This window comes from Caballeronia sp. LZ065, assembly GCF_031450975.1.
Classification (GTDB): Bacteria; Pseudomonadota; Gammaproteobacteria; order Burkholderiales; family Burkholderiaceae; genus Caballeronia.
The window spans coordinates 186,827-206,293 of record NZ_JARUXV010000005.1 but is presented as its reverse complement, the minus strand read 5'-3'; the positions used below and the strand labels follow the sequence as shown (position 1 = coordinate 206,293).

General features: G+C 59.1%; 17 protein-coding genes and 3 pseudogenes. 7 read left to right on the top strand and 13 right to left on the bottom strand.

The window, feature by feature from the left end; translation table 11 throughout:
* Positions 1 to 110 precede the first annotated feature (110 nt).
* From QCE63_RS34740 to QCE63_RS34730, 3 genes are all read left to right on the top strand, one after another.
* Entirely contained in the window at positions 111 to 827 is a 717-nt protein-coding gene (locus QCE63_RS34740) for a glycosyltransferase family A protein (RefSeq protein WP_309839700.1), read from the top strand.
* 626 nt (positions 828 to 1,453) lie between these two features.
* The gene (locus QCE63_RS34735) at positions 1,454 to 2,572 is read left to right on the top strand and encodes a sensor histidine kinase (RefSeq protein WP_309839698.1); all 1,119 of its coding nucleotides are present in this window, start codon (positions 1,454 to 1,456) and stop codon (positions 2,570 to 2,572) included.
* A gap of 641 nt (positions 2,573 to 3,213) precedes the next feature.
* Entirely contained in the window at positions 3,214 to 3,759 is a 546-nt protein-coding gene (locus QCE63_RS34730) for a DUF4142 domain-containing protein (protein ID WP_309839696.1), read from the top strand.
* Between the two features lie 47 nt (positions 3,760 to 3,806).
* On the opposite strand, the gene QCE63_RS34725 is transcribed toward QCE63_RS34730, so the two are convergent.
* Positions 3,807 to 3,992: a DUF2934 domain-containing protein gene (locus QCE63_RS34725; protein WP_309839695.1), complete on the bottom strand. Its 186-nt coding sequence runs from the start codon at positions 3,990 to 3,992 to the stop codon at positions 3,807 to 3,809.
* A 187-nt stretch (positions 3,993 to 4,179) separates the two neighbouring features.
* On the opposite strand from QCE63_RS34725, the gene QCE63_RS34720 reads away from it, so the two are divergent.
* Positions 4,180 to 4,680, top strand: a complete 501-nt coding sequence (locus tag QCE63_RS34720; protein WP_309839693.1) for a ferritin-like domain-containing protein — start codon at positions 4,180 to 4,182, stop codon at positions 4,678 to 4,680.
* A 68-nt stretch (positions 4,681 to 4,748) separates the two neighbouring features.
* Here QCE63_RS34720 and QCE63_RS34715 read toward each other — a convergent pair whose 3' ends face one another.
* From QCE63_RS34715 to imuA, 8 genes and pseudogenes are all read right to left on the bottom strand, one after another.
* Positions 4,749 to 4,982 carry a hypothetical protein gene (locus tag QCE63_RS34715; protein ID WP_309839691.1) on the bottom strand — a complete coding sequence of 78 codons (234 nt, stop codon included), beginning with the start codon at positions 4,980 to 4,982 and terminating at the stop codon, positions 4,749 to 4,751.
* A gap of 54 nt (positions 4,983 to 5,036) precedes the next feature.
* Positions 5,037 to 6,206: a zinc-dependent alcohol dehydrogenase gene (locus tag QCE63_RS34710; RefSeq protein WP_309839689.1), complete on the bottom strand. Its 1,170-nt coding sequence runs from the start codon at positions 6,204 to 6,206 to the stop codon at positions 5,037 to 5,039.
* A gap of 53 nt (positions 6,207 to 6,259) precedes the next feature.
* Entirely contained in the window at positions 6,260 to 6,511 is a 252-nt protein-coding gene (locus QCE63_RS34705) for a DUF378 domain-containing protein (protein ID WP_309839688.1), read from the bottom strand.
* 88 nt (positions 6,512 to 6,599) lie between these two features.
* Positions 6,600 to 7,475: a manganese catalase family protein gene (locus tag QCE63_RS34700; RefSeq protein WP_309839687.1), complete on the bottom strand. Its 876-nt coding sequence runs from the start codon at positions 7,473 to 7,475 to the stop codon at positions 6,600 to 6,602.
* Positions 7,476 to 7,961: 486 nt separating this feature from the next.
* A complete protein-coding gene (locus QCE63_RS34695; RefSeq protein WP_309839685.1) occupies positions 7,962 to 8,219 on the bottom strand; it encodes a hypothetical protein in 258 nt (85 codons plus the stop codon).
* Between the two features lie 333 nt (positions 8,220 to 8,552).
* Positions 8,553 to 11,701 (bottom strand): annotated as a pseudogene (locus QCE63_RS34690) (error-prone DNA polymerase).
* Between the two features lie 14 nt (positions 11,702 to 11,715).
* A complete protein-coding gene (locus QCE63_RS34685) occupies positions 11,716 to 13,179 on the bottom strand; it encodes a DNA polymerase Y family protein (protein ID WP_309839682.1) in 1,464 nt (487 codons plus the stop codon).
* Entirely contained in the window at positions 13,103 to 13,816 is a 714-nt protein-coding gene (gene imuA / locus QCE63_RS34680; protein ID WP_309839681.1) for a translesion DNA synthesis-associated protein ImuA, read from the bottom strand. The genes QCE63_RS34685 and imuA overlap by 77 nt, the downstream gene beginning before the upstream one ends.
* Before the next feature lie 506 nt (positions 13,817 to 14,322).
* Here imuA and QCE63_RS34675 point away from each other — a divergent pair.
* Complete coding sequence (locus tag QCE63_RS34675) at positions 14,323 to 14,679, top strand: hypothetical protein (RefSeq protein ID WP_309839680.1); 357 nt, start codon at positions 14,323 to 14,325, stop codon at positions 14,677 to 14,679.
* Positions 14,680 to 14,717: 38 nt separating this feature from the next.
* On the top strand, positions 14,718 to 15,677 hold the full coding sequence (locus tag QCE63_RS34670) for an SOS response-associated peptidase family protein (protein ID WP_309839678.1): 960 nt from the start codon (positions 14,718 to 14,720) through the stop codon (positions 15,675 to 15,677).
* A 181-nt stretch (positions 15,678 to 15,858) separates the two neighbouring features.
* On the opposite strand, the pseudogene QCE63_RS34665 reads toward QCE63_RS34670, so the two are convergent.
* The 4 genes and pseudogenes from QCE63_RS34665 to tnpA form a co-directional block, all read right to left on the bottom strand.
* Positions 15,859 to 15,996 (bottom strand): annotated as a pseudogene (locus QCE63_RS34665) (IS30 family transposase); the annotation flags it as partial.
* A gap of 355 nt (positions 15,997 to 16,351) precedes the next feature.
* Positions 16,352 to 17,491 (bottom strand): annotated as a pseudogene (gene tnpC / locus QCE63_RS34660) (IS66 family transposase); the annotation flags it as partial.
* 65 nt (positions 17,492 to 17,556) lie between these two features.
* The gene (tnpB, locus tag QCE63_RS34655) at positions 17,557 to 17,925 is read right to left on the bottom strand and encodes an IS66 family insertion sequence element accessory protein TnpB (protein ID WP_309839676.1); all 369 of its coding nucleotides are present in this window, start codon (positions 17,923 to 17,925) and stop codon (positions 17,557 to 17,559) included.
* Positions 17,892 to 18,278: an IS66-like element accessory protein TnpA gene (gene tnpA / locus QCE63_RS36930; protein ID WP_404990241.1), complete on the bottom strand. Its 387-nt coding sequence runs from the start codon at positions 18,276 to 18,278 to the stop codon at positions 17,892 to 17,894. Before tnpA ends, tnpB begins: the two co-directional genes overlap by 34 nt.
* Before the next feature lie 273 nt (positions 18,279 to 18,551).
* Between tnpA and QCE63_RS34650 the strand changes: the two genes are divergently transcribed.
* The gene (locus tag QCE63_RS34650; RefSeq protein WP_309839674.1) at positions 18,552 to 19,448 is read left to right on the top strand and encodes a LysR family transcriptional regulator; all 897 of its coding nucleotides are present in this window, start codon (positions 18,552 to 18,554) and stop codon (positions 19,446 to 19,448) included.
* Positions 19,449 to 19,467: the final 19 nt, after the last annotated feature.

Genomic DNA, 19,467 nt, shown 5'->3' with positions numbered 1-19,467 from the left:
GGCTATCTTGAGATTCGTCCAGATGCGATTGTGACGAGCGTGCTTTGCCCTCCTGCAGTCGGTGGCCCAGCACTTGCTCTGGACTTGCCAGCGAACAACGAGAACCCACCATGCTTGCAATCATCATTCCGGCCCATAACGAAGAAGTTTTTTTGCATCGGTGTCTGCGTTCCGCAGTGGCTGCTGCAGCTGATCCAGCGCTGGAAGGGGAGCCCGTTCAGATTATCGTCGTCGCTGATCAATGCTCAGATGCAACCGAAAGAATCGCGACCCGGTTTCCCGTGATCACCCTAACAATTTTCGAGGGAAACGTGGGCGCTGCGCGCGCGGCAGGTGCTGCATATGCACTTGGACTCGGTGCGCGATGGCTCGCGTTTTCTGATGCGGACACGCTGGTACCCAACGACTGGCTGTCCAGCCAGCTTGCCTGTCAATCGGATGCCGTGTGCGGCGTAATTGATGTGCACGACTGGACCCCCGAAGACACGTTTGTCCGGCAGGATTTCAGCGAAGTCTACTTTCCAAAAGAAGGCCACCGGCATATTCATGGAGCCAATCTCGGCGTATCCGCCTTGGCGTATCAGCTTGCAGGCGGGTTCCAGCATTATGCAAGTCACGAGGATGTCGACCTAGTGAGGCGGCTGGAGCAGTCGGGGGCTTCAATCTGCTGGACCGCAAAAACCAAAGTATCGACAAGTACGCGGAAATCATTTAGAGCCCCTGCGGGATTCGGCGCTACGCTTGCCCGTGTACGCCGCCTGGTTGGACTTCCTGCCGGTGGCGAGGACGGAATCAGTATGCAATCTGTCCGCACGATGGAATCTTAGATCTCTTTGTTCTACGGAGATGGTCGCCTGGTCTTTATTCTGGCTGAACCGTTGGAGCACTCTTTGCGGTTATGCAAGGAATCCATCCAAGTCGGCGACGGATATCGCAAGTGCACCGCGAGTCGGCAGAAACAGCGTGTTGGCCGAACAACAGGAACAGCCAAGCTGACGTCAATTCCCTATAGGAGTTGAGATGTCGGAGCAAACGCTTGTTCGGTCCAGATCACGGCGGGGTTCACCGCGTTAAAACGCTCCTGACGTTCCATCAGGAGCCGTGCCTCTCCAACTCTGTTCTCAACCGCGCGACGTCATGCCGACGCGTCAAAGGTGACACGGCCAGCTGCTAATGACCGTAAGTATCGTGCCTGTCAAGGTGAAGGGCGGCGAGTTTTACGATCAGATGTAGATGAGCCGGTCATCGACCCATGGCGCTTTTGGGTCAACCGCTAATTACGGTTATATAAGTCGACGCCGGTGGCACAGCGGCTTCCAGTAGAATCGTTGGCGACATCCGATTTACTTGGAGATGGAACCTTGCCCGCTGGCAGCTGTCCCGGCTAGGCTCCAGTGCAAAACCGCCGCGGCTTGAGATCGCACAAACCTGTCTGTTACCCACTGGAGGTCCGATGAACCTAGCCGACTTTATTGAGGGTGATCTGCCAGGTCTGATCGACGACTGGACCAGCTACGCCCTGGCGCTCAGCCAGCCGGACAGCATGCTGTCGGAGACCCAGCTTCGCGACTCAGCGGCCGAGATTCTGGCAGCGATCGCGGTCGACATGCGCGAGGGACAGAGTGCAGCTCAACAGCGGACCAAATCGCGCGGCGACAAAGATACGGCCGAGTCTGGCTTCGACCACGTCGCGCGATGTCACGCAGAGGATCGTCTTTCTCACGGATTTGACATCAACGATGTGATTGCGGAGTTCCGCGCGCTGCGCGCTACCGTGCTCCGCCGCTGGCAGAAAACGTCGCCCGCAGGCGCGGCGGCGTTCCAGGAAATGATCCGTTTCAACGAAGCCATCGACCAAGTGCTCGCAGAATCGGTGCGGCACTATGCGCGCCGCACTGAAGGCATTCGCGATCTGTTCGCGGGCGTGTTGGCGCATGACTTGCGCTCGCCGCTGGGTGCCATACTGAATGCGGGCGAAGTGCTGCTGCGCGACGATGCCCTCTCTCCCTCAAGCGTGCGAGCGGTCGCATTTGTTCAGCGAGGCGCAATGCGCATGAGAAAGATGATTGATGATCTGCTGATCTTTACGCGCTCCCGGCTGGGAGACGCAATGCCAGTCAGCTTCACGCCGCAGGACATGGGGCGTATCTGTAGCGAAGCGGTGGACGAGGTCCGTGCGTCCTTCCCCGATGCGCATATCGACTTGCAGGTCGCAGGCGATCTTCGTGGGCGCTGGGATGGCGGGCGGCTTGGCCAACTGGTCGTCAATCTGGTGACGAATGCCGTTCGCTATGGATCAGGTCCCGTTGTCGTGGACGCCGCTAGTCATGATGGAAGAATGACGCTCGTCGTCTCCAACGAAGGCAATCCGATCCCGGAGCAGGCGTTACCGACGCTATTCGATCCACTGACACGTGCAGGCATTCCTAACCGTAGCGGCACTGCAGCGGGCATGGGCCTGGGTCTTTACATATGCCGCTGTATTGTGAACGCGCACCAAGGGACGATCGGAGTCGAGTCGACCGGCCATACCACCCGCTTCACCGTGTGCCTGCCCTGCACACCGTCGTGATCCCGATGCGGGTTCCTCCGGGCTGGAGGCATTCTGCGCTCACCGCAGCACGCCACCCCGCCGACCGGCATCCGTCCTCACCGGCCAGCCCTTCCGAGAACAACCGTTGCTGCTTCTCGATACGTTTGGGCGGCTCTTGGCCGTCTGCTTCCGACGACGCGACGAAGTCTATCCATGTTGTCGATGCGCATGCTGTGCATAACGCAGTAGGAGGCCATTCAGCGATGCTGGCCTCGGTTCCCGGCGACGTGCGGAAGGCCCATTCACTTTCGGCAGCGGTCATTCTGTAGGCACGGTCAAGGTTGGCTACCCATCGGCACGATACCAGTGGCATATAGCACATAGCCGGTGCGCCCGCCGCAGTTAGATGACGTCCACAACGGCAGCCTGCCACGTAGTTATGCTCGTTTGCCCAATGCGGCAATCGCTCAATCGAGTAGGGGGCGACTACTTCTGCAGGTTCGACCGCGCCAATGAGTAATTCGGTCGCGCGTCGAGGAGTTGCGACGTGGACGCATGCGGCATTGCCATTTTATGAATGTTGCGAATGCAGTGACGGCCGTGACGCTTCTTGCCGGCGACTGGCTTCCATGGCATTTCGCTTGCTGTGTCGGTCTGTACACACCACCCGAGGAGACGTCATGAAATACCACGCTTTTGGACTGTCAGTCATTGCAGCCGCTGCATTCGCAGCAACGCCGATCGTGAGCAGCGCTCAGACTCAAGCGGCCAGCACTACACAAGCCAATGATCTTCCGCAGACCGACAAGGCTTTTGTACAGGCCGCGTCTCAGTCGAGTTCGACGGAAATCGATACCGCGAAGCTTGCGACGAGTCAATCTCAAGACAAGGACGTGAAAAACTTTGCTCATCACATGATGATGGATCACACGAAACTGACCGTTCAGTTGAAAATGGCAGCTCCGCACGGTGTCACAGTTCCCAAGGACAACTCGGATGAGACTGTGATCAGTGCCTTGAAGCCGCTCAGGGGAAAGGAATTCGACGCAGTGTACATCAAGAAGGTGGGTCTGGAAGGCCATCAGCAAGCAGTTGAGGCATTCCAAAAAGAGGCACAGGAAGGTCAAAACGCTGATTTGAAGAAGGCCGCTCAAAAGGCGCTGCCGACGATTCAGGAACACTTGAAAATGGCGCAGCAACTTGCTGCGAAGAAGGGCATCCAATAAGGCCTGACTCGCCCGGCGCACATCGACGGGCGCGCATAGCGCTCTTACTAGCTTGTCGGAGGCCGACGATTCACTGCGTCGCGTTCTGCCTCACTTCCGATGCCGGGCTCCTTAGCGAGTTGTCGTTGCGCTTGGTGCCAGAATTCATCCGAACGTCCATCCGGACTACCTGCTTCCTCCCACAGTCGATACGCCAATTCCTCAATACGATCTTCAGCGCGTGATTCGTTCATGGTCGTCTCCTTGTGTAGATCCTTCGGGTACCACTGATCAGGGCACGCGCAATCGCCGTACCGAGGTGGGACACTGCGCCGGCTGCGCGACCTTGCAACAGCAGGCGAGTTAGGAACGTTGATTGCACTGGAATCGCGGCACACGCAACAGCCCGTTGTTTTCCCCCTCTTGTTCAAAGGAGTCGCCATGGCCTCGAAGACACTGCAGGACTTGTTTATTCACTCACTGTCGGATGTGTATAGTGCGGAGAAGCAGCTCACCCGGGCGTTACCCAAAATGGCCCGTGCCAGCCACAACGCCAATCTCCGGGCAGCGTTCGAAACGCACCTTGAAGAAACGCGTGGCCAGATCGAGCGCATCGACCAAGTTGTCGAGAGCTGCGGGATCAAGCTCAAGCGGATCAAATGCGTCGCGATGGAAGGGCTCGTCGAAGAAGGACAAGAGCAGATCGAAGATTTCGAGGAAGGGCCGATTCGAGATGCTGCATTGATCGGCGCCGCGCAAAAGGTCGAGCATTATGAAATTGCGACCTATGGCACCCTGGCGACCCTTGCTGCTCAGCTGGGATTTGCGGACGCCAGCAAACTTCTTCTGGAAACGCTTGCTGAAGAGAAGTCCACTGATGACAAGCTAACGCAGCTTGCCAAACTGGAGGTTTCAAAGGATGCGCAGGCGGCGAGTGAATAATTCGACGACTCGCGAGGAAAGGTCCGCCCCTGTTTCGAGCGGGCCGTTTCTTACCCGGACGAAAGGGATCATTCGCTCTGTTTATCAAGGTTTTTACTTGATGAGGTTGAGCCCTCGGTATCTTCGTCGTGCGATTGATCTCGACCCGAGTCGGTCGTTGAAACGTGGAGTTCATCGAGTTTTCGGTCGATCTTTTCCTTATCTCCCTGTTCGAGCGCTGTGCTAGCCTCCTTTTCAAGAATTTCGTTCTGTTGGGGGTCGTTGCTGGACGAATCGGAATGCGGTGGAATCTGGTTGGCCATGTGAGCCTCGCTTAAGTGTTGCAAATATGAAGAAAGTGACTTGGTTAAGGCGGATCACGGCGTCATGACGACTTTGATGCACCCGTCTTCCTTGTCCCTGAAGGTTTTATACATGTCGGGTCCGTCCGCAAGCGAAACTCGATGAGTGATGACAAAGGAAGGATCGATCTGACCTTCCTGAATTCGGGCGAGCAGATCGTCTGTCCACCGATTGACGTGTGTCTGGCCCATGCGCCAGGTCAGCCCCTTGTTCATCGCCGCGCCGAATGGAATCTTGTCGATGAGCCCGCCATACACGCCGGGCACGGATAGCACGCCCGCCGGTCGACAAACATAAATCATCTCGCGCAGCACATGGGGTCGATCGCTTTCGAGCATGACCGCCTGCTTTACACGGTCGTATAGCGAATCGAATGAGCGGGTCGCGTGCGACTCCATACCCACTGCGTCGATGCACTTCTCAGGTCCTTTGCCCTGCGTCAGTTCCTTCAGCCGATCGAGGACGCTCTCATCTTTGAAGTTGATGGTGATGGCGCCGGCAGCCTGCGCCATGGCCAGGCGCTCAGGCACATGATCGATTACGACGACTTGTCTCGCGCCGAGGAGGGTGGCACTGCGAATGGCCATTTGTCCGACAGGACCCGCGCCCCAGATCGCGACCGTATCCGTGGGTTCGATGTCGCAATTCACAGCGGCTTGCCAGCCGGTTGGGAAGATATCGCCAAGAAACAGAACCTGTTCGTCCGAAAGGCCGGCCGGTATTTTGACGTGCGTGGTATCCGCAAACGGTACACGAACGTATTCCGCCTGACCGCCGGCGTAGCCTCCCGTCAGGTGCGTATAACCGAAAAGTCCCGCGGTCGAGTGACCAAACACTTTGTCAGCCGCGTCCTTATTGCGATTCGTCCGTTCGCAAACCGAGAAATTACCGCGTTTGCACTGATCGCACTCGCCGCATGTGATCGTAAAGGGCACAACGATACGATCGCCGATCTTTAGCGAACAATTCTCGGCGCCCACTTCAACCACCTCGCCCATGAACTCGTGACCCATGATGTCACCGGATTCCATGCCCGGCATGAAGCCGTCGAACAGATGCAGGTCTGACCCGCAGATGGCACAGCACGAGACCTTGATGATGGCGTCACGAGGCTGTTCGATCTGCGGGACGGGAACCGTGTCGTAGCGAATGTCTTTCTTTCCATGCCACGTCAGCGCTTTCATCGTGACCTCCTTGAAATAGTGAATGGTGAATCGAACGAGCTATCGTTGCGACCCTATCGACTCGCGAGCCGTTGATCTCGCCAGAGAAAGGCACTCACTAACATATAAATCCCGGCGACCCCGACAAGCGCGTAGACCGCTCTTGCCGGAAACGAGCCGCTACCAAGAACCGCTGCAACAAGGTCAATCTGCGCGAGACCAACAAGTCCCCAGTTCAGCGCGCCAATAATCACAAGCGCGCCGACGACCCAGTCAATCGGGCTGCGATGCACGACGACGGTCCCTTTGGATGTGACGGTAGCCAAATTTTTCTCCTAGCTTTTGAAACCGAACTAGGCGGCTGCGATAACAACGTCTGCGACAGCCGCCCGGCTCGTGATGTTGCATGCGTGCTTACACTTTCGTGGCTTGCCCCGCCCCGAGGTCGGCTCCGGTCGTGGGCTGCGCGGTTGGATCGGATGCGGTGCGCGAGGCCATCGACTGAAGGGTCGTGATGTCTTGCTCTGAGACGTTCACTGATGCCGTGCCATCACCGCCATCGACTGCCGGTTGCGGATCCTCTATGAAGCGCCAGTCACCGCCTTCATTCCACGGGCCCCGGACATCTTCGCCCTTGGACATGTTGAAGTAGACGCTGGTGAACTCCGGATCACCAGGCAGCTTTCCTTGGGGGAAGTTGGGCTGGATTGAATGAAGCGCTTTTTCGAACGATTTCTGGTGCGCAATCTCACGCGTCATCAGAAAGCCGAGCGCTTCCTTGATGCCGGGATCGTCGGTGACATTGATGAGCCGTTCGTAGACGATCTTTGCGCGCGCTTCCGCTGCGATATTCGAGCGCAAATCGGCCGTGGGTTCGCCGATCGTATCGATGTACGCCGCCGTCCACGGCACCCCTGCCGAGTTGGTCAGCGAGGGGCCACCCCCGTACAGGATCGAGGTGATATGAGAGTCATTGCCCGCACCCGTCAGCGAACGATAGAGCTCGGCTTCTTGTTCGACGCCTTCAGCAAGTTGTCCCTTCGCACCCTTGTTCAGCATGGCCACAATCGAACCAATGACCTCGAGGTGGCTCAGCTCTTCCGTTGCGATATCGAAAAGCAGATCCTTGCGGCCCGGATCGTCTTCGGAGACAGCCTGTGTGAAGTAGCGGCACGCTGCGGCGAGCTCACCCTGCGGGCCACCAAACTGCTCCAGAAGCAAGTTGGCGAGACCCGGATTGGGTGCTGCGACACGGACAGTGTATTGAAGGCGCTTGTTATGAACGAACATATCAACTCCTAAAAACGGGACGTGTCTTATCCCTGCCTTGGACAAGCGCAGTGGACCGTATGTAGATGTTTGGTCTCGCGAACACTGAGAGGAGCGTCGGTGACGTCACTTGCAGTGAGCTTCGCGAGTCTCAGCGCAGGGTTGCGCTGGCCGAAGGCGACGGAGGTGCCGCCCAGTTAATGGCAAAATGGCAAGCCTCGTGTACGTCGCAACGCATCGCAAGGCTTGATCGATGGGCAGCAATGGGCATGCCAACGAGAGAAGAGTGCCGGACGTTGCAGCCCTGTCGGCAACGTCGGACGGAGGCCGCAGGCCGGAAGCGGCAGTAACGAAAGCGCAGTGCGAAATTTAAGCCGGCGGTCCTACGTGCATCTGATACTCATCAAATGACAAGCGTGATCTTCCCGCGTGCTTTTCATGCTGACGCGATCTAAATTACTCGTCTCTTTGGAGAGGATCCGAAAAAATTGCGAGCTTTAGACGACGCTACGCTTCTAAGTCACGCTTACCGAGAGGATGGTCGGCATTAGCATCTGGGCTGCTGTCGGGATCGATCAGGTCGTGCTCCGGCTGATAGGGGCCCTGTTCCGGATGATCCTTACCTTTCGGTACGAGCGACGCATCCATATTCCCATGTTCCTTCTGCTCAATTGTGCCATCGAAATTTTCGCGCACGTCGCCGGCGCCGAGTTCTTCTCTACGCTTGTCAGCGCGCTCGACCGGGTCGGACGGTTCTGGATTCATGGTTCGCTCCTCTATCTAAACGTTGGCAGGCCTATAGAGGGAGAGCAACGGGCATTCCTTGTGATAGAGCCCGTGTTGCGACTTTCACATGGAGCACGATTGTGCTATCCGACCGGCCAACGACCGTGCAGTGCGCAAAGCGCAAATTTTGTGAGCGCTGTGGAGATTGTGAGCATGTTGGCAACAGTGCCACGCGGTTGCAGTAGTGATGCGCTGGCCTTGCGCGCTCTGCGTAAGACTTTCTAAGGGCCGAAATTGAAATGCTTAGTATCGCAACGAGGGGGCGCCAAGCGGCTCGGATAGTCGGCATGGGTTAATCGACTGTCAAGGAAATCAGCAGAAGTTTCGACTGACGGCCGTAAGGCCGCCCAAGAGGTGCGACATATCCACCAGCCGTTGAGCGACCAGGTGTCGGACTTCTCCCTCACATTGCCATGTACCGTACACAGCCAGCAGTGCGGCGCCTAAAGCTTCTCTGCGTTGCTTCTCAAGCAGAGATGGCCAGATGATGACGTTCACATTGCCCGTTTCGTCCTCGAGCGTGACGAACATTACGCCCTTCGCCGTTCCCGGTCGTTGCCGTACGGTCACCAGTCCACAACCGCGAGCCAAACGTCCATTTCGGAAGGTGCGTAGCGTCGACGCCGGCATCAATCGTTGCTCGAGAAGCGTGGGGCGCAAGAGCGACAAAGGATGCCGCCCGAGCGTCAGCCCCGTCGAGTTGTAGTCGCTAACGATATCTTGCGCTTCAGAAGGTGCGCCGAGGGCCGGTGTCTCGTCGTCGATCCGACTATCAGCCAAGAGATCTCGGTCAGGCACGGCAGCGGCCGACTGCCAGAGCGCGTCGCGCCGGTTGCCCGCGAGCGATTGAAGGGCGTTAGCGGCCGCTAGCACTTGGAGATCATGGCGGTCGAGCTGCGCTCGGCGCGCTACGTCGCTCACGCTCCCGAACGGTCTCACCGCTCGCGCGTTCTCGATGCGTTGCGCGGCGCCATCGCGCATCCCCTTCAACAATGAAAGTCCCAGACGGACAACTGGTGCGTGGCAGCCTGGCTGACGTTCGAGCACCGAGTCCCAGCCGCTGATTGTCACATCGATTGGCACGACTTTGACGTCATGGCGCTGCGCGTCCTGCACGAGTTGCGAGGGCGAGTAGAAGCCCATTGGTTGCGAGTTAAGCATAGCCGTGAGAAAGGCCGCCGGTTCATGGCATTTGAGCCAGCTGCTCGCATACACCACAGCGCGAAGCTCGCCGCATGACTCTCCGGAAAGCCGTATTCGCCGAAGCCTTTGATCTGCTCGAAGATCGCTTCTGCGAAGGACTGGTCGTAACCGCGCTCCTTCATGCCATTGACGATGCGGTCATAGTATTTTTCCAGTCCGCCCTTGCGCTTCCATGCCGCCATTGCGCGGCGAAGCTGATCCGCCTCGCCGGGAGTGAAGCCGGCAGCCAGAATGGCAACCTGCATCACCTGCTCCTGGAAAATCGGCACGCCGAGCGTGCGGCCCAGCGCGGTCTCCAACTCCGGGCTCGGATACGAAACCGGTTCAATCTTCTGCCGCCGCCGTAGATACGGGTGGACTGCGCCCCCCTGAATCGGTCCTGGACGCACGATGGCCACTTCGATCACGAGATCGTAGAAGGTCCTGGGCTGCATGCGTGGCAGCATACTCATCTGCGCCCGCGATTCGATCTGGAAAACTCCGACCGTATCCGCCTGCGAAATCATCTCGTAGGTTCTGGGGTCTTCAGGCGGAATGTCCTGCATCTCGAAGCGCTCGCCACGTTGGTCGGAGACGATATCGAGCGTGCGCCGAATAGCCGAGAGCATGCCGAGTGCGAGCACGTCGATTTTCAGAAGGCCCAGCGCTTCAAGGTCGTCTTTGTCCCATTGAATGGCGCTGCGATCGGCCATCGCTGCATTCTCGACCGGCACGAGTCGCGTGAGCTTGCCGCGGCTGATGACAAAGCCCCCCGAGTGCTGCGAGAGGTGTCGCGGGAAGTTGAGAATCTGCGCAGCCAGCTTCGCCCACATCGTGATGAGGGGGTTCTGCGGGTCAAGCCCAGACTCCTCGAAGCGGCGCAACAGGTCCTGTGAGTGATCGAACCATTGATGGCTTTTCGCGACCTTGTCGACGATTTGCGGATCAATGCCGAGCGCCTTGCCTGTTTCGCGCAACGCGCCGCGCGGCCGGTACGTGGACACCGCTGCCGCGATGGCTGCGCGATCCCGTCCGTATTTGCGATAGATGTACTGGATGACCTCTTCACGCCGCTGATGCTCGAAGTCGACATCGATATCAGGCGGCTCGCCGCGTTCCTTGCTGATAAATCGCTCGAACAACATGTTGCCGCGCGAGGGGTCGACTTCAGTCACGCCCAGGCAGTAACAGACCGCGCTGTTCGCGGCCGACCCGCGTCCCTGACACAGGATGTGCTGGCTACGTGCGAAACGCACGATGTCATAGACCGTCAGAAAGTATGCTTCATAGCGCATCTCGCCGATCAACTGTAACTCGTATTCGATCTGCGTTTGCACGTCATGCGGAATGCCCGCAGGAAAGCGTTTATGCGCGCCGATGTAGGTTTCCTGCCGCAAATACGCTTCGTGCGTAAAACCCTCCGGTACGAGTTCGTCGGGATATTCGTAGCGCAGTTCATCCAACGAGAACGTGCAACGCTCGAAGATGTTGAGCGTTTGAGCTACTGCATGAGCTGGATATAAGTTGCTGATCCGTAGGCGCGAGCGAAGATGTTGCTCCGCGTTGGGCGCGAGATCGTAACCGCAATCGGCAACGGGCTTGCCGACGCGGATCGCCGTCATCGTGTCTTGCAGCGGTTTGCGGGAGCGCACATGCATGACCACATTTCCCAGCGCGACCACCGGCACCCGATGTTGCTCCGCGACATACTCGACGCTGCCGCGGTGAATGTCATCCATCGCGCGTTGATGCAGGATCAAGCCGACCCAGCCGCGCGACGGAAACGTCTCTTTGAGCCATTCAACCTGCGCGGAGAGTGCCTCTTCTTTTGCCGGAAAATCCGGCACGAGGATCGCCAGACAATCGGGCATGCCACGCATATGGGCGTATTCCTTGTCGGGTTTCGACAGATCGTGCGGCGTGAGCAGGTACGTGCCTTTCGTTGCGCGCATGCGCCCGAGCGTGATCAGCTCGGATAGGTTGCCATAGCCGTTACGATTCTGCGCAAGAAGGATAAGGCCGAATGCCGGACGCTTGTCGGCGTGGACGAGTCGAAAGTAGGAGCCAATGATGAGCGGCAGCTTTTCTTGCTTGGCCTGCACGTGCGCGCGCACGACGCCGGCGAGTGAACACTCGTCGGTGATCGCAAGGCCCGAATAGCCGAGTTGTGACGCACGCAGCACGAGCTCTTCGCCGTGCGATGCGCCATGCAGAAACGAGAAGTTCGTGAACGCGAAAAGCTCCGCGTAGTCAGGAAGCGTTGACGAGAAGAGATCCACGGCAACACCACCGATTATCCAAACAGCCCGTGAAGGAACCAGCGGACTTCTTCCGTCTTCACGCTCGGTCGTTCACGGTAGATCCAGTAGCAGCTTTTATCCGCGGCCTCGGCGACATAGTAGTCGCGCGACACCAGTTCACCGTCGTGCCACCCGGCCTCGATGCGCTCGCCCGTCGAGACGAGCTTTAGGGGGGATCCGTAGAACGGTCGGTGATGCTTGATCATTAGCCGCACGGGCGCGTCAAGCAGCCAGGTCGGCCGTGGAAGTTCGGCCGGAGGAGGGCATGCTTTCGTTGCCGCCTGCACCGGCACCCATTGATTCGCGTGTTCGGGGCGATGATCCGAAGTCGGTGCGGGTCGCAGGACGTTCTCGGCGCCAAGCCGCGCGACCAGCAGTTCGAGCAAGCGATTGTGATCTTGAGCCGATCCTCCGGGGTCAGGAAACAGCGAGTCGCTCGGCGGCTCCGCCGGCTCCACTTTCGATGCTGTCAGGTGCAGAGCAATAACGGCTGCCTCAAGTTCGATACGGCCGAGCCGTTCCTTCAACAGACGAACGAGATGCTCTTCCTGCCACGTCGGTTCGGCAAGCGCAATTTCAATCGTCGTTGGCTCGATTGCCTGGCGGCCGCGCTCGTGCTCAAGCGTAATCGTGGCTTGCGTAAGTGCCAGCTGCTGCGCGATCAGCCAACCGCACAACTGCACGATCAGCCGTCGCGCGGAAAAAAGAACCGCTTCCGCATGCTCGACGCGATCCGGCAACTCGGTGCGCGCGCTGAACGAAGGCGGCAGCTCCAGCCACTCGTAGAGTTCCGGTGACAGGCCATAGGCGCGGTCAAGCGAATCCAGTAAATCCACACCGCACCTCTTTTTAAGTCCTGCCCGTGGCAGACGACGAACATCATTGAGCACTTGGCAACCGAGGCCGTTGAACCATTCCCCAAAAGACCGAACTTCGGGGACCACCATGAAAGGAAGCTCCCTGAGACTGCGTTCAAGCGAGGCCATTTTGAGTACCCGCCGGCGGCCGCGTTTGGCGAGAAGCCACGCGCCTTGGCCCGTAGGCGCGACGCTCATGCGGGCGGTCACGCCGATCGCGTTGACCGTCTCTCGGATCTGTCGGCAAACGTGTCGGATGCCGCCAAACAGACGCAGACTTGCGGTCACGTCCACGACAATCGTTTCTTCTTCCCGCACCGCTACCTGAGGCGAAAAGCGCAGCAGCGCGAACGCGACTTCGCGTTGCACATCAAGCTCGCGCGCGGGACTGCGGTCGTACATCAACGCATCCACTGCGAGCGTCGTGACGCCACCGCGCTTCATGCCCACCATAACCCCTGCCTCTCTTGCCACCTGATCAAGCACGATGACCTTGTCGCGTTCGAGCACTGCACAGCCGTGTTCAGCCCGAGGTGAGTACCTCGGCCGAAACACCTCCAGCGAAAGCCGGGGCAGGAAGATGGCGACGAACACGGCCATGAGGGCTGAGCAGAATCGGTGAAGGTTGAAGGTGGATGGACAGTTGGTCGGTGCGCGTGGGTCCTCGTCTCTTGATCACGTCGACGACGATTCCGCCATCGGCTGGCCGTACACCGAGCCGTAACGTCGCAGGCGATGAATCCTGGGCGGCGGCTAGCGGTCGGACCAGGATCAGCAGGGTTTCCGTTGCTTGTGCCGCCAGATGCAAACGCCGCAATGCTTCAGACCGGATATGCTGCTGCCACAAGAGCAGTGCACCGCAACTTCGTGCGTTCAGCACACGCTCGGCGCACCAAAGGGCGTCCGCTGTCTTGGGTGCGCGCAACATCATGAGCTTGTCCAGCGGCACGCCCAGATAGGCGAACGCCAAGCTGTTCGGTATGTGCGGCGCCTGTAAAAGGGCGACTGGCCGCTTGCTTGAGGCGACGAGTGCAGGGTTGAGCAAGCGCATCTCCCCGATGCCTGGCTGTTGCACCAGTAATTCCACCAGCGCGCCGACCGGCCAACCACCGCCGGGCAGCTCCGCCGACAGCGCGGCGTAGCCGGTATCGATGGTTTTTCCGTAGGCACGCGCGAGTTGAGACCCACGCCAAAGCGCCGGGTGAATCGACTCGATGTGTTTAGGCAAAGCGGCCATGATCGGTAATAGCGGGGCGTGGAACCACTGTATAAATGTACAGTATCGAGTGTAGCGCAGAAATCGGAGCAGTGATCTGCACCTTTTTATGTGGCCGCAGAGACTTGACCCCTATGCTTGCTCCGAGACACCGACGCCCGAGTTCGTCGACCTCGTCGCCAAGCTCCGCGAGACGTCTGGCGACGTGACGATTGGCAAGGCTGTGGCCTAAGGAAAAGTCGGCGAGCCTAATTTGCAAGAGAATGGTTGAACCGTGGAGGCAGGGTCGCCCGACGAGTTCAAACCGTTGTCGGGCTGACGACATCGTGGGACCGCCACTACTGTGCCTGATGTGATCGATCGCGCGGTGGGCGGGGTAGCCTGCAGCGCGCCGTCGATCTCGGTTGTTGAAAGTGGGTAAGCCGACCGCACTTGCGTACAGGCGGGCAGTCGAAACGGCTGATTTCGCGAGGTGGCGAACGGGCCGACGAAGGCGGCTAGTATGTTAAGAACACACGAGGAGCGCAATGGATCTATCCGATATTGACGAGCTGAATGGCGCGCGGGCCGACCTCTTGTGTTTTCTGGTGGCAACGCTTGCTGCCTCGCATGCGCTGACACAGGAGTGGCGGGTGGATCACGTCGTGGATAGCTGCCGCATCTGGCTTAAGCGAAACCTCGTTACGATGAGCTGGCCGGAGCGCGTGCGCATCGGACAATTGGCCCTCAACATTGCCCGCCGTGATCTGAAGAGCGCAGGGATCGCCCTCCGTCAATCCGATGTGCCAGTGCTCTTCACTGGCGATATGGGGTTAAACCATGCGAGCACGGTGGTCCAGAAGATGATGAAGCTGTGCCGCGAGGCGACCGGCACGGCAACATAGACGATCAGGCGAACAGCTGAACCTTACAGGAGGCGGCAGTGTGCTACTCGGCGCAGATCCAGGCGGACTATCGACGCTACGTGAAGATGTTTGGCGCACAGATGGATATCCGCGAGTTCGCGCGCCTGTTCTGGGAACGCGCCGAAGGCAGCAAAGCCAAGATCCCGAAAGCGATGGAGGACGCCTTTCTTCATCCAGAAAACGACGACGAACGCCAGATCAAGGAATCCATCGATCGTTTCAACACAGGGCAGGCGAACACGCTCGAACAGGATCTTTTCAAGCAGCGCACCCGCCTCGCCGATGCCGAGCGTGCGTTACAGATAAAGGTCACGAAAGCGGCGGCAGAAAGCCGCCGTATCGCCACCGACAAAATAGATTCCGCTCTTCGTCGGATCGACGACCTGCGGCGCACCACGCCTAAGGAACGCGACTCGCGAATCTTTCCCGGACACTATGCGCCAGTGCTGATCATCGAAGACGGACAGTACGTCGTCAAACCTATGCGCTATCAATGTCGTATCGCGGGGAAGCCCGAGAACTATGATCGGCGCTTCCCCGGCACGTACAACGCTCGTCGGGATAATCTCGAAGGGTTCTGGAAACCGTGTTTTGGCCACACGCACGGCATCATGCTGGTCGACGTGTTCTATGAAAACGTCAGCAAGGCCAAGATGGAAGGCACGCTCCTGGAATCGCACGAGCAGGACGAGAATGTTGTACTGGAATTCCGTCCGAACAACGGCCAGTTGATGCACGTCGCCTGCCTTTGGTCGCGATGGACTGCGCCTGGCGAGCCTGATTTACTTTCCTTCGCCGCCATCACCGATGAACCGCCGCCTGAGGTCGAAGCGGCCGGTCATGACCGTTGTATCGTCCCAATCAAGGCGGAAAACATCGAGGCATGGTTGAGCCCAGGCGGATCCGATCTCGAACCCATGTATGCCATTCTCGATGATCGCGATCGGCCTTATTATGAGCACCGTCTCGCGGCGTAAAAGTTTATTGTTGCGTCGAGCCCATCGGCGAAAGAGTGTCGGCGATCGGAATTCGTTGGACGAGCGCACGGTCAGTTTGACTTGAAAGCGCGGAATTTCTTGGACTATCAAGAATCAGCAGCGCCAGCTAGCAGAACGGGGGGCTGTAGCGCGAGGCGACCGGCACTTCACGGCGGTGGCTTCAACCGATCGATGCAATAGTTTGCTGGAATCGCTCGGCTGGCGTTTCGTAAGCCAGGGTCTTTCTTGGGCGCTCGTTCAGCCGTCGCGCCACGGCGTTGAGTTTGGCTTGTGAGTCTATTGATAGATCGGTACCTTTGTTCCCCCCGATCCGCTCCGGCAGCGAAGTCGTCGCGGCAGCGGCAATCGCGCCGCTGGGCGAATACAGCAGGAATTTCAGCGCCCGCGCGTTTCGGATCAGCAGCGAACGGTACGGCCCGTCATAACGAATATTCGCCGTCCATTCGCGCCATGCAGCATCCGATGTATCGATCCGCGCATCGATATCCTCGATGGGCGGCACGACGAGCGGTTCATCCTCGCCAGCGACGACGGCGAGCGTCTCGCATTCGCCCGCGCGCACAGTGAGATGCGCACGAATGCCTTCATCCGCACGTTCATCGATCACGACGCTAGTACCGTGCAGCAGCAGCCCCAGCATCCGCCCCGCATGGAAGATTCGCGGCATCCCGCTCGATGACATAGAGCTCAGTGAAGAATGGTAGCGCTTGCCCAGCGAGCTGGCTGCTGTGATTGGCGTGCAGCTCGAAGAATTTGCGCCTCGCGTGAGCTGCGCAGCCGATCTCGGTGACGCCCTGAAGGAAGGAGGCCTTGTAACCGCCGTAGTCGTCACATACCAGCTTGCCGTGCCAGCGGGTCAAGAAGGTGCGGGCATGCTCGCCGGCTCGGCTGCCGGCGAAGTCGTACACCACCGCGCGAAGGTTGCTGAACTGCGTAGGCGTGTACGCCCACAGATAAGCCCGATGCGTCTTCCCCTTACCGGGGCTGAGCATTTGCACCGGGGTCTCGTCCGCGTGCAACACGCTTTGCTTCAAGATCTCTCGATGGAGGGCATCGACCAATGGCTGCAACTGCGCGCCGCAGGTGCCCACCCACGCGCCTAGCGTAGATCTCGGTATCGCCAGGCCCGCCCGCTCAAAGATCTGCTCTTGGCGATATAGGGGCAGGTGATCTGCGAATTTGTTGACTAGGACTGATGCCAGAAGTCCGGTGGTTGGGATGCCCTTATCGATGACGTGCGAGGGTACGGGTGCCTGGATCAGCGTCTCACAGTTACGACATACCCATTTACCGCGAACGTGCCGCTCCACCGTAAACACGCCCGGTGCGTAATCCAACTTCTCGCTAATGTCTTCGCCGATACGAACACGTTCGCATCGGCATTGGCACACCGTGTTGTCCGGTTCATGACGGACGTCGACACGCGGCAACTGCGGCGGCAAGGGTGCGCGTTTTGGCTGCTCGGGTCGGCGCTTGCGTGCAGGCTCGAGCTCTTCGAGCTCTATCTCGATGGCGGCCAGGTCGCCATCAATCGCCTCGTCAAGCAGGCTCATTTGCTCGTTGTTGAGCTGCTCGCTGCGACGGCCAAACTGCTGGCGCCTGAGCACGGAGATCTCGTGAGTCAGTTGGTCGATGCGGGTTTGCCGGTAATGCAGCTCCCGTTCCAACGCATCGACTTCTCTGCGTTTCTCCGTCACCTCTTGGTCCTTCGCGCGGACCTCAGCGAGCAGTTGCGTGGCAAGGGCACGCAACTGCTCTGGACTGAGGTCGTCGAGGTCGGCCGGCGGGTTCATGCAGACCAGTCTGCCAGAACCCCGCACGCGCGAGAAGGAGAACTGTATACGTCACCGCCGACGTGTCAGATGATGCGAATCACGCCATCCTGGCCGATGCGTTGCCATGGCAGCCCCAGCACCAAGCCCGCCAATTGTTCGTGCGTGAGCACCTGCTGCTTGGGTTCGCTGCCAGCGTGGGGCCAGACGAACTGCCCCTGATTCAGCCGCCGCGCTGCCAACCAGATACCGATGCCGTCGTGGACCAGGACCTTGAGTCGGTTGGCGCGGCGGTTGGTGAACAGGTACGCGTGGTGCGGATGAGCGGCGCCGAAGACCTTCACCACGCGCCCCAACGCCGTGTCGAAGCCGGCCCGCATGTCCAGCGGATCAACTGCTAGCCAGATCTCGTCGACACGAATCACCGCAGCCACTCGCGCAGCCATGTCGCGCATTGCGCGGCTTCGGAGACCGGCCAGCTCACCGTTATCGACTGATTGCCCCGGCGAACTTCGACCCTGATCTCCGTCGAAGCTACCTGCTTCGCCCCCATAGCAACAGGAACGAACGCTGGTAGTGGTGTCGATTGAGCATCTACCGGGCGTTCAGACAGCCGCTTCGGAAGTCTGCCTTCTGCCTGATCAAGCCAGCGTCGCAGTAGGTTCGCGTGGAGCCGAGGTTCCAGCGCGACCGCCGACACCGACACGCCGGTACCTTGGCAAGCGGCAACAACGCGTGCCTTAAAGTCTTCGGTGTAGCGTCGACGACGGCGACGGGTCGGCAACGCCTCTTCTTCGATAGTGTTCACGTGTCCGCTTATTCGCTTTAGTGGACACGATACTCCCAAGCGCTTCAACGACAATCAAGGTGAGTTGGCAAGCCGCTTACGGACAACACCCCTCTTTGCAAGCAAATCTAGATCGGTCTTTCCGAAGGCTCCAAGGCTATGAAGGAGCTCCGGACAGAGCAGCCAGACTTCCGTCGTCTACGTCACTGCTTCGGTCAACGACGGTGTTCCTGTATGAACAAGACTCCCGGCAATACCGGAAACTACACGATTCGCCATTTATAATTGCGTGTCATGCAACTACCCGATCTCAACCTCCTTATCGCGCTCGACGCACTCCTTGAAGAGGGCTCCGTCGTCGGCGCCGCCAGGCGCATGCATTTGAGTGCGCCTGCCATGAGCCGCACGCTGGCGCGAATCCGCGACGCGCTGGGCGACCCGGTCTTCGTCAAGATTGGCCGGCGTCTGGTTCCGACGCCGCGTGCGCTCGCGCTGCGGGAGCATGTACGGGACTCCGTGCAAAACGCCATGCGTCTTTTGCGGCCCGAGCGGGATATCGATCTGGCAACTCTTGAGCGTCACTTCGTCCTGCACGCGAACGATACGTTCTCAGGGTCGTTCGGCAGTGCGCTGCTTGATCGCGTCCGGCGCGACGCGCCGCGTTCTCTGTTGCGTTTCCAGCCTGAGAGCGACACCGAGTCCCACGTCGTGCTGGACGGCGAAAGCGATCTTTACATCAGCGCGATGCGGCCTTTGGGACCCGACATCCGCGTGCAGCAGCTGTTCACCACGAAATTCGTCGGACTCGCGCGCGAAGGCCATCCAATCTTCGACGATGAAATCACGCCGCAGCGCTTCGCGTCCTACGATCACATCAGCGTGTCGCGTCGGGGTCGTGCCGCCGGCCCAATCGATACCGCGCTCGACGCATTGAGCTTGCGCCGTACCGTGTCTCTGGTTGTGCCGTCATTCCATTCGGGCGTCTTCGCATTGGGCCTTTCTGACCTCATTGCCGGGCTGCCAGAGCACGTGGCCGGCGCGGCGAAGAAAATGGGAATGCGCGTGCGTTGTTTCGAAATTCCCGTACCGCTCGAGACCATCGTCGTGGTTCAGGCGTGGCATCCCCGTTGGCAAAACGACCCCGCGCATCAGTGGCTAAGGCGGGTAGTGAGGGAGGTGTGCGCGGGCTGACGGAACTAGCTGGGCCGCG

Excerpts from the sequence above, each read along its gene's own strand:
- QCE63_RS34730 (WP_309839696.1), top strand. The coding sequence starts at position 3,214 with ATGAAATACCACGCTTTTGGACTGTCAGTCATTGCAGCCGCTGCATTC.
- tnpB (WP_309839676.1), bottom strand. The coding sequence starts at position 17,925 with ATGCGCGACATGGCTGCGCGAGTGGCTGCGGTGATTCGTGTCGACGAG.
- QCE63_RS34715 (WP_309839691.1), bottom strand. The coding sequence starts at position 4,982 with ATGGCCAACCAGATTCCACCGCATTCCGATTCGTCCAGCAACGACCCC.
- QCE63_RS34675 (WP_309839680.1), top strand. The coding sequence starts at position 14,323 with ATGGATCTATCCGATATTGACGAGCTGAATGGCGCGCGGGCCGACCTC.
- QCE63_RS34700 (WP_309839687.1), bottom strand. The coding sequence starts at position 7,475 with ATGTTCGTTCATAACAAGCGCCTTCAATACACTGTCCGTGTCGCAGCA.
- QCE63_RS34710 (WP_309839689.1), bottom strand. The coding sequence starts at position 6,206 with ATGAAAGCGCTGACGTGGCATGGAAAGAAAGACATTCGCTACGACACG.
- QCE63_RS34695 (WP_309839685.1), bottom strand. The coding sequence starts at position 8,219 with ATGAATCCAGAACCGTCCGACCCGGTCGAGCGCGCTGACAAGCGTAGA.
- QCE63_RS34685 (WP_309839682.1), bottom strand. The coding sequence starts at position 13,179 with ATGGCCGTGTTCGTCGCCATCTTCCTGCCCCGGCTTTCGCTGGAGGTG.
- QCE63_RS34720 (WP_309839693.1), top strand. The coding sequence starts at position 4,180 with ATGGCCTCGAAGACACTGCAGGACTTGTTTATTCACTCACTGTCGGAT.
- QCE63_RS34725 (WP_309839695.1), bottom strand. The coding sequence starts at position 3,992 with ATGAACGAATCACGCGCTGAAGATCGTATTGAGGAATTGGCGTATCGA.
- QCE63_RS34740 (WP_309839700.1), top strand. The coding sequence starts at position 111 with ATGCTTGCAATCATCATTCCGGCCCATAACGAAGAAGTTTTTTTGCAT.
- QCE63_RS34650 (WP_309839674.1), top strand. The coding sequence starts at position 18,552 with ATGCAACTACCCGATCTCAACCTCCTTATCGCGCTCGACGCACTCCTT.
- imuA (WP_309839681.1), bottom strand. The coding sequence starts at position 13,816 with ATGGCCGCTTTGCCTAAACACATCGAGTCGATTCACCCGGCGCTTTGG.
- QCE63_RS34735 (WP_309839698.1), top strand. The coding sequence starts at position 1,454 with ATGAACCTAGCCGACTTTATTGAGGGTGATCTGCCAGGTCTGATCGAC.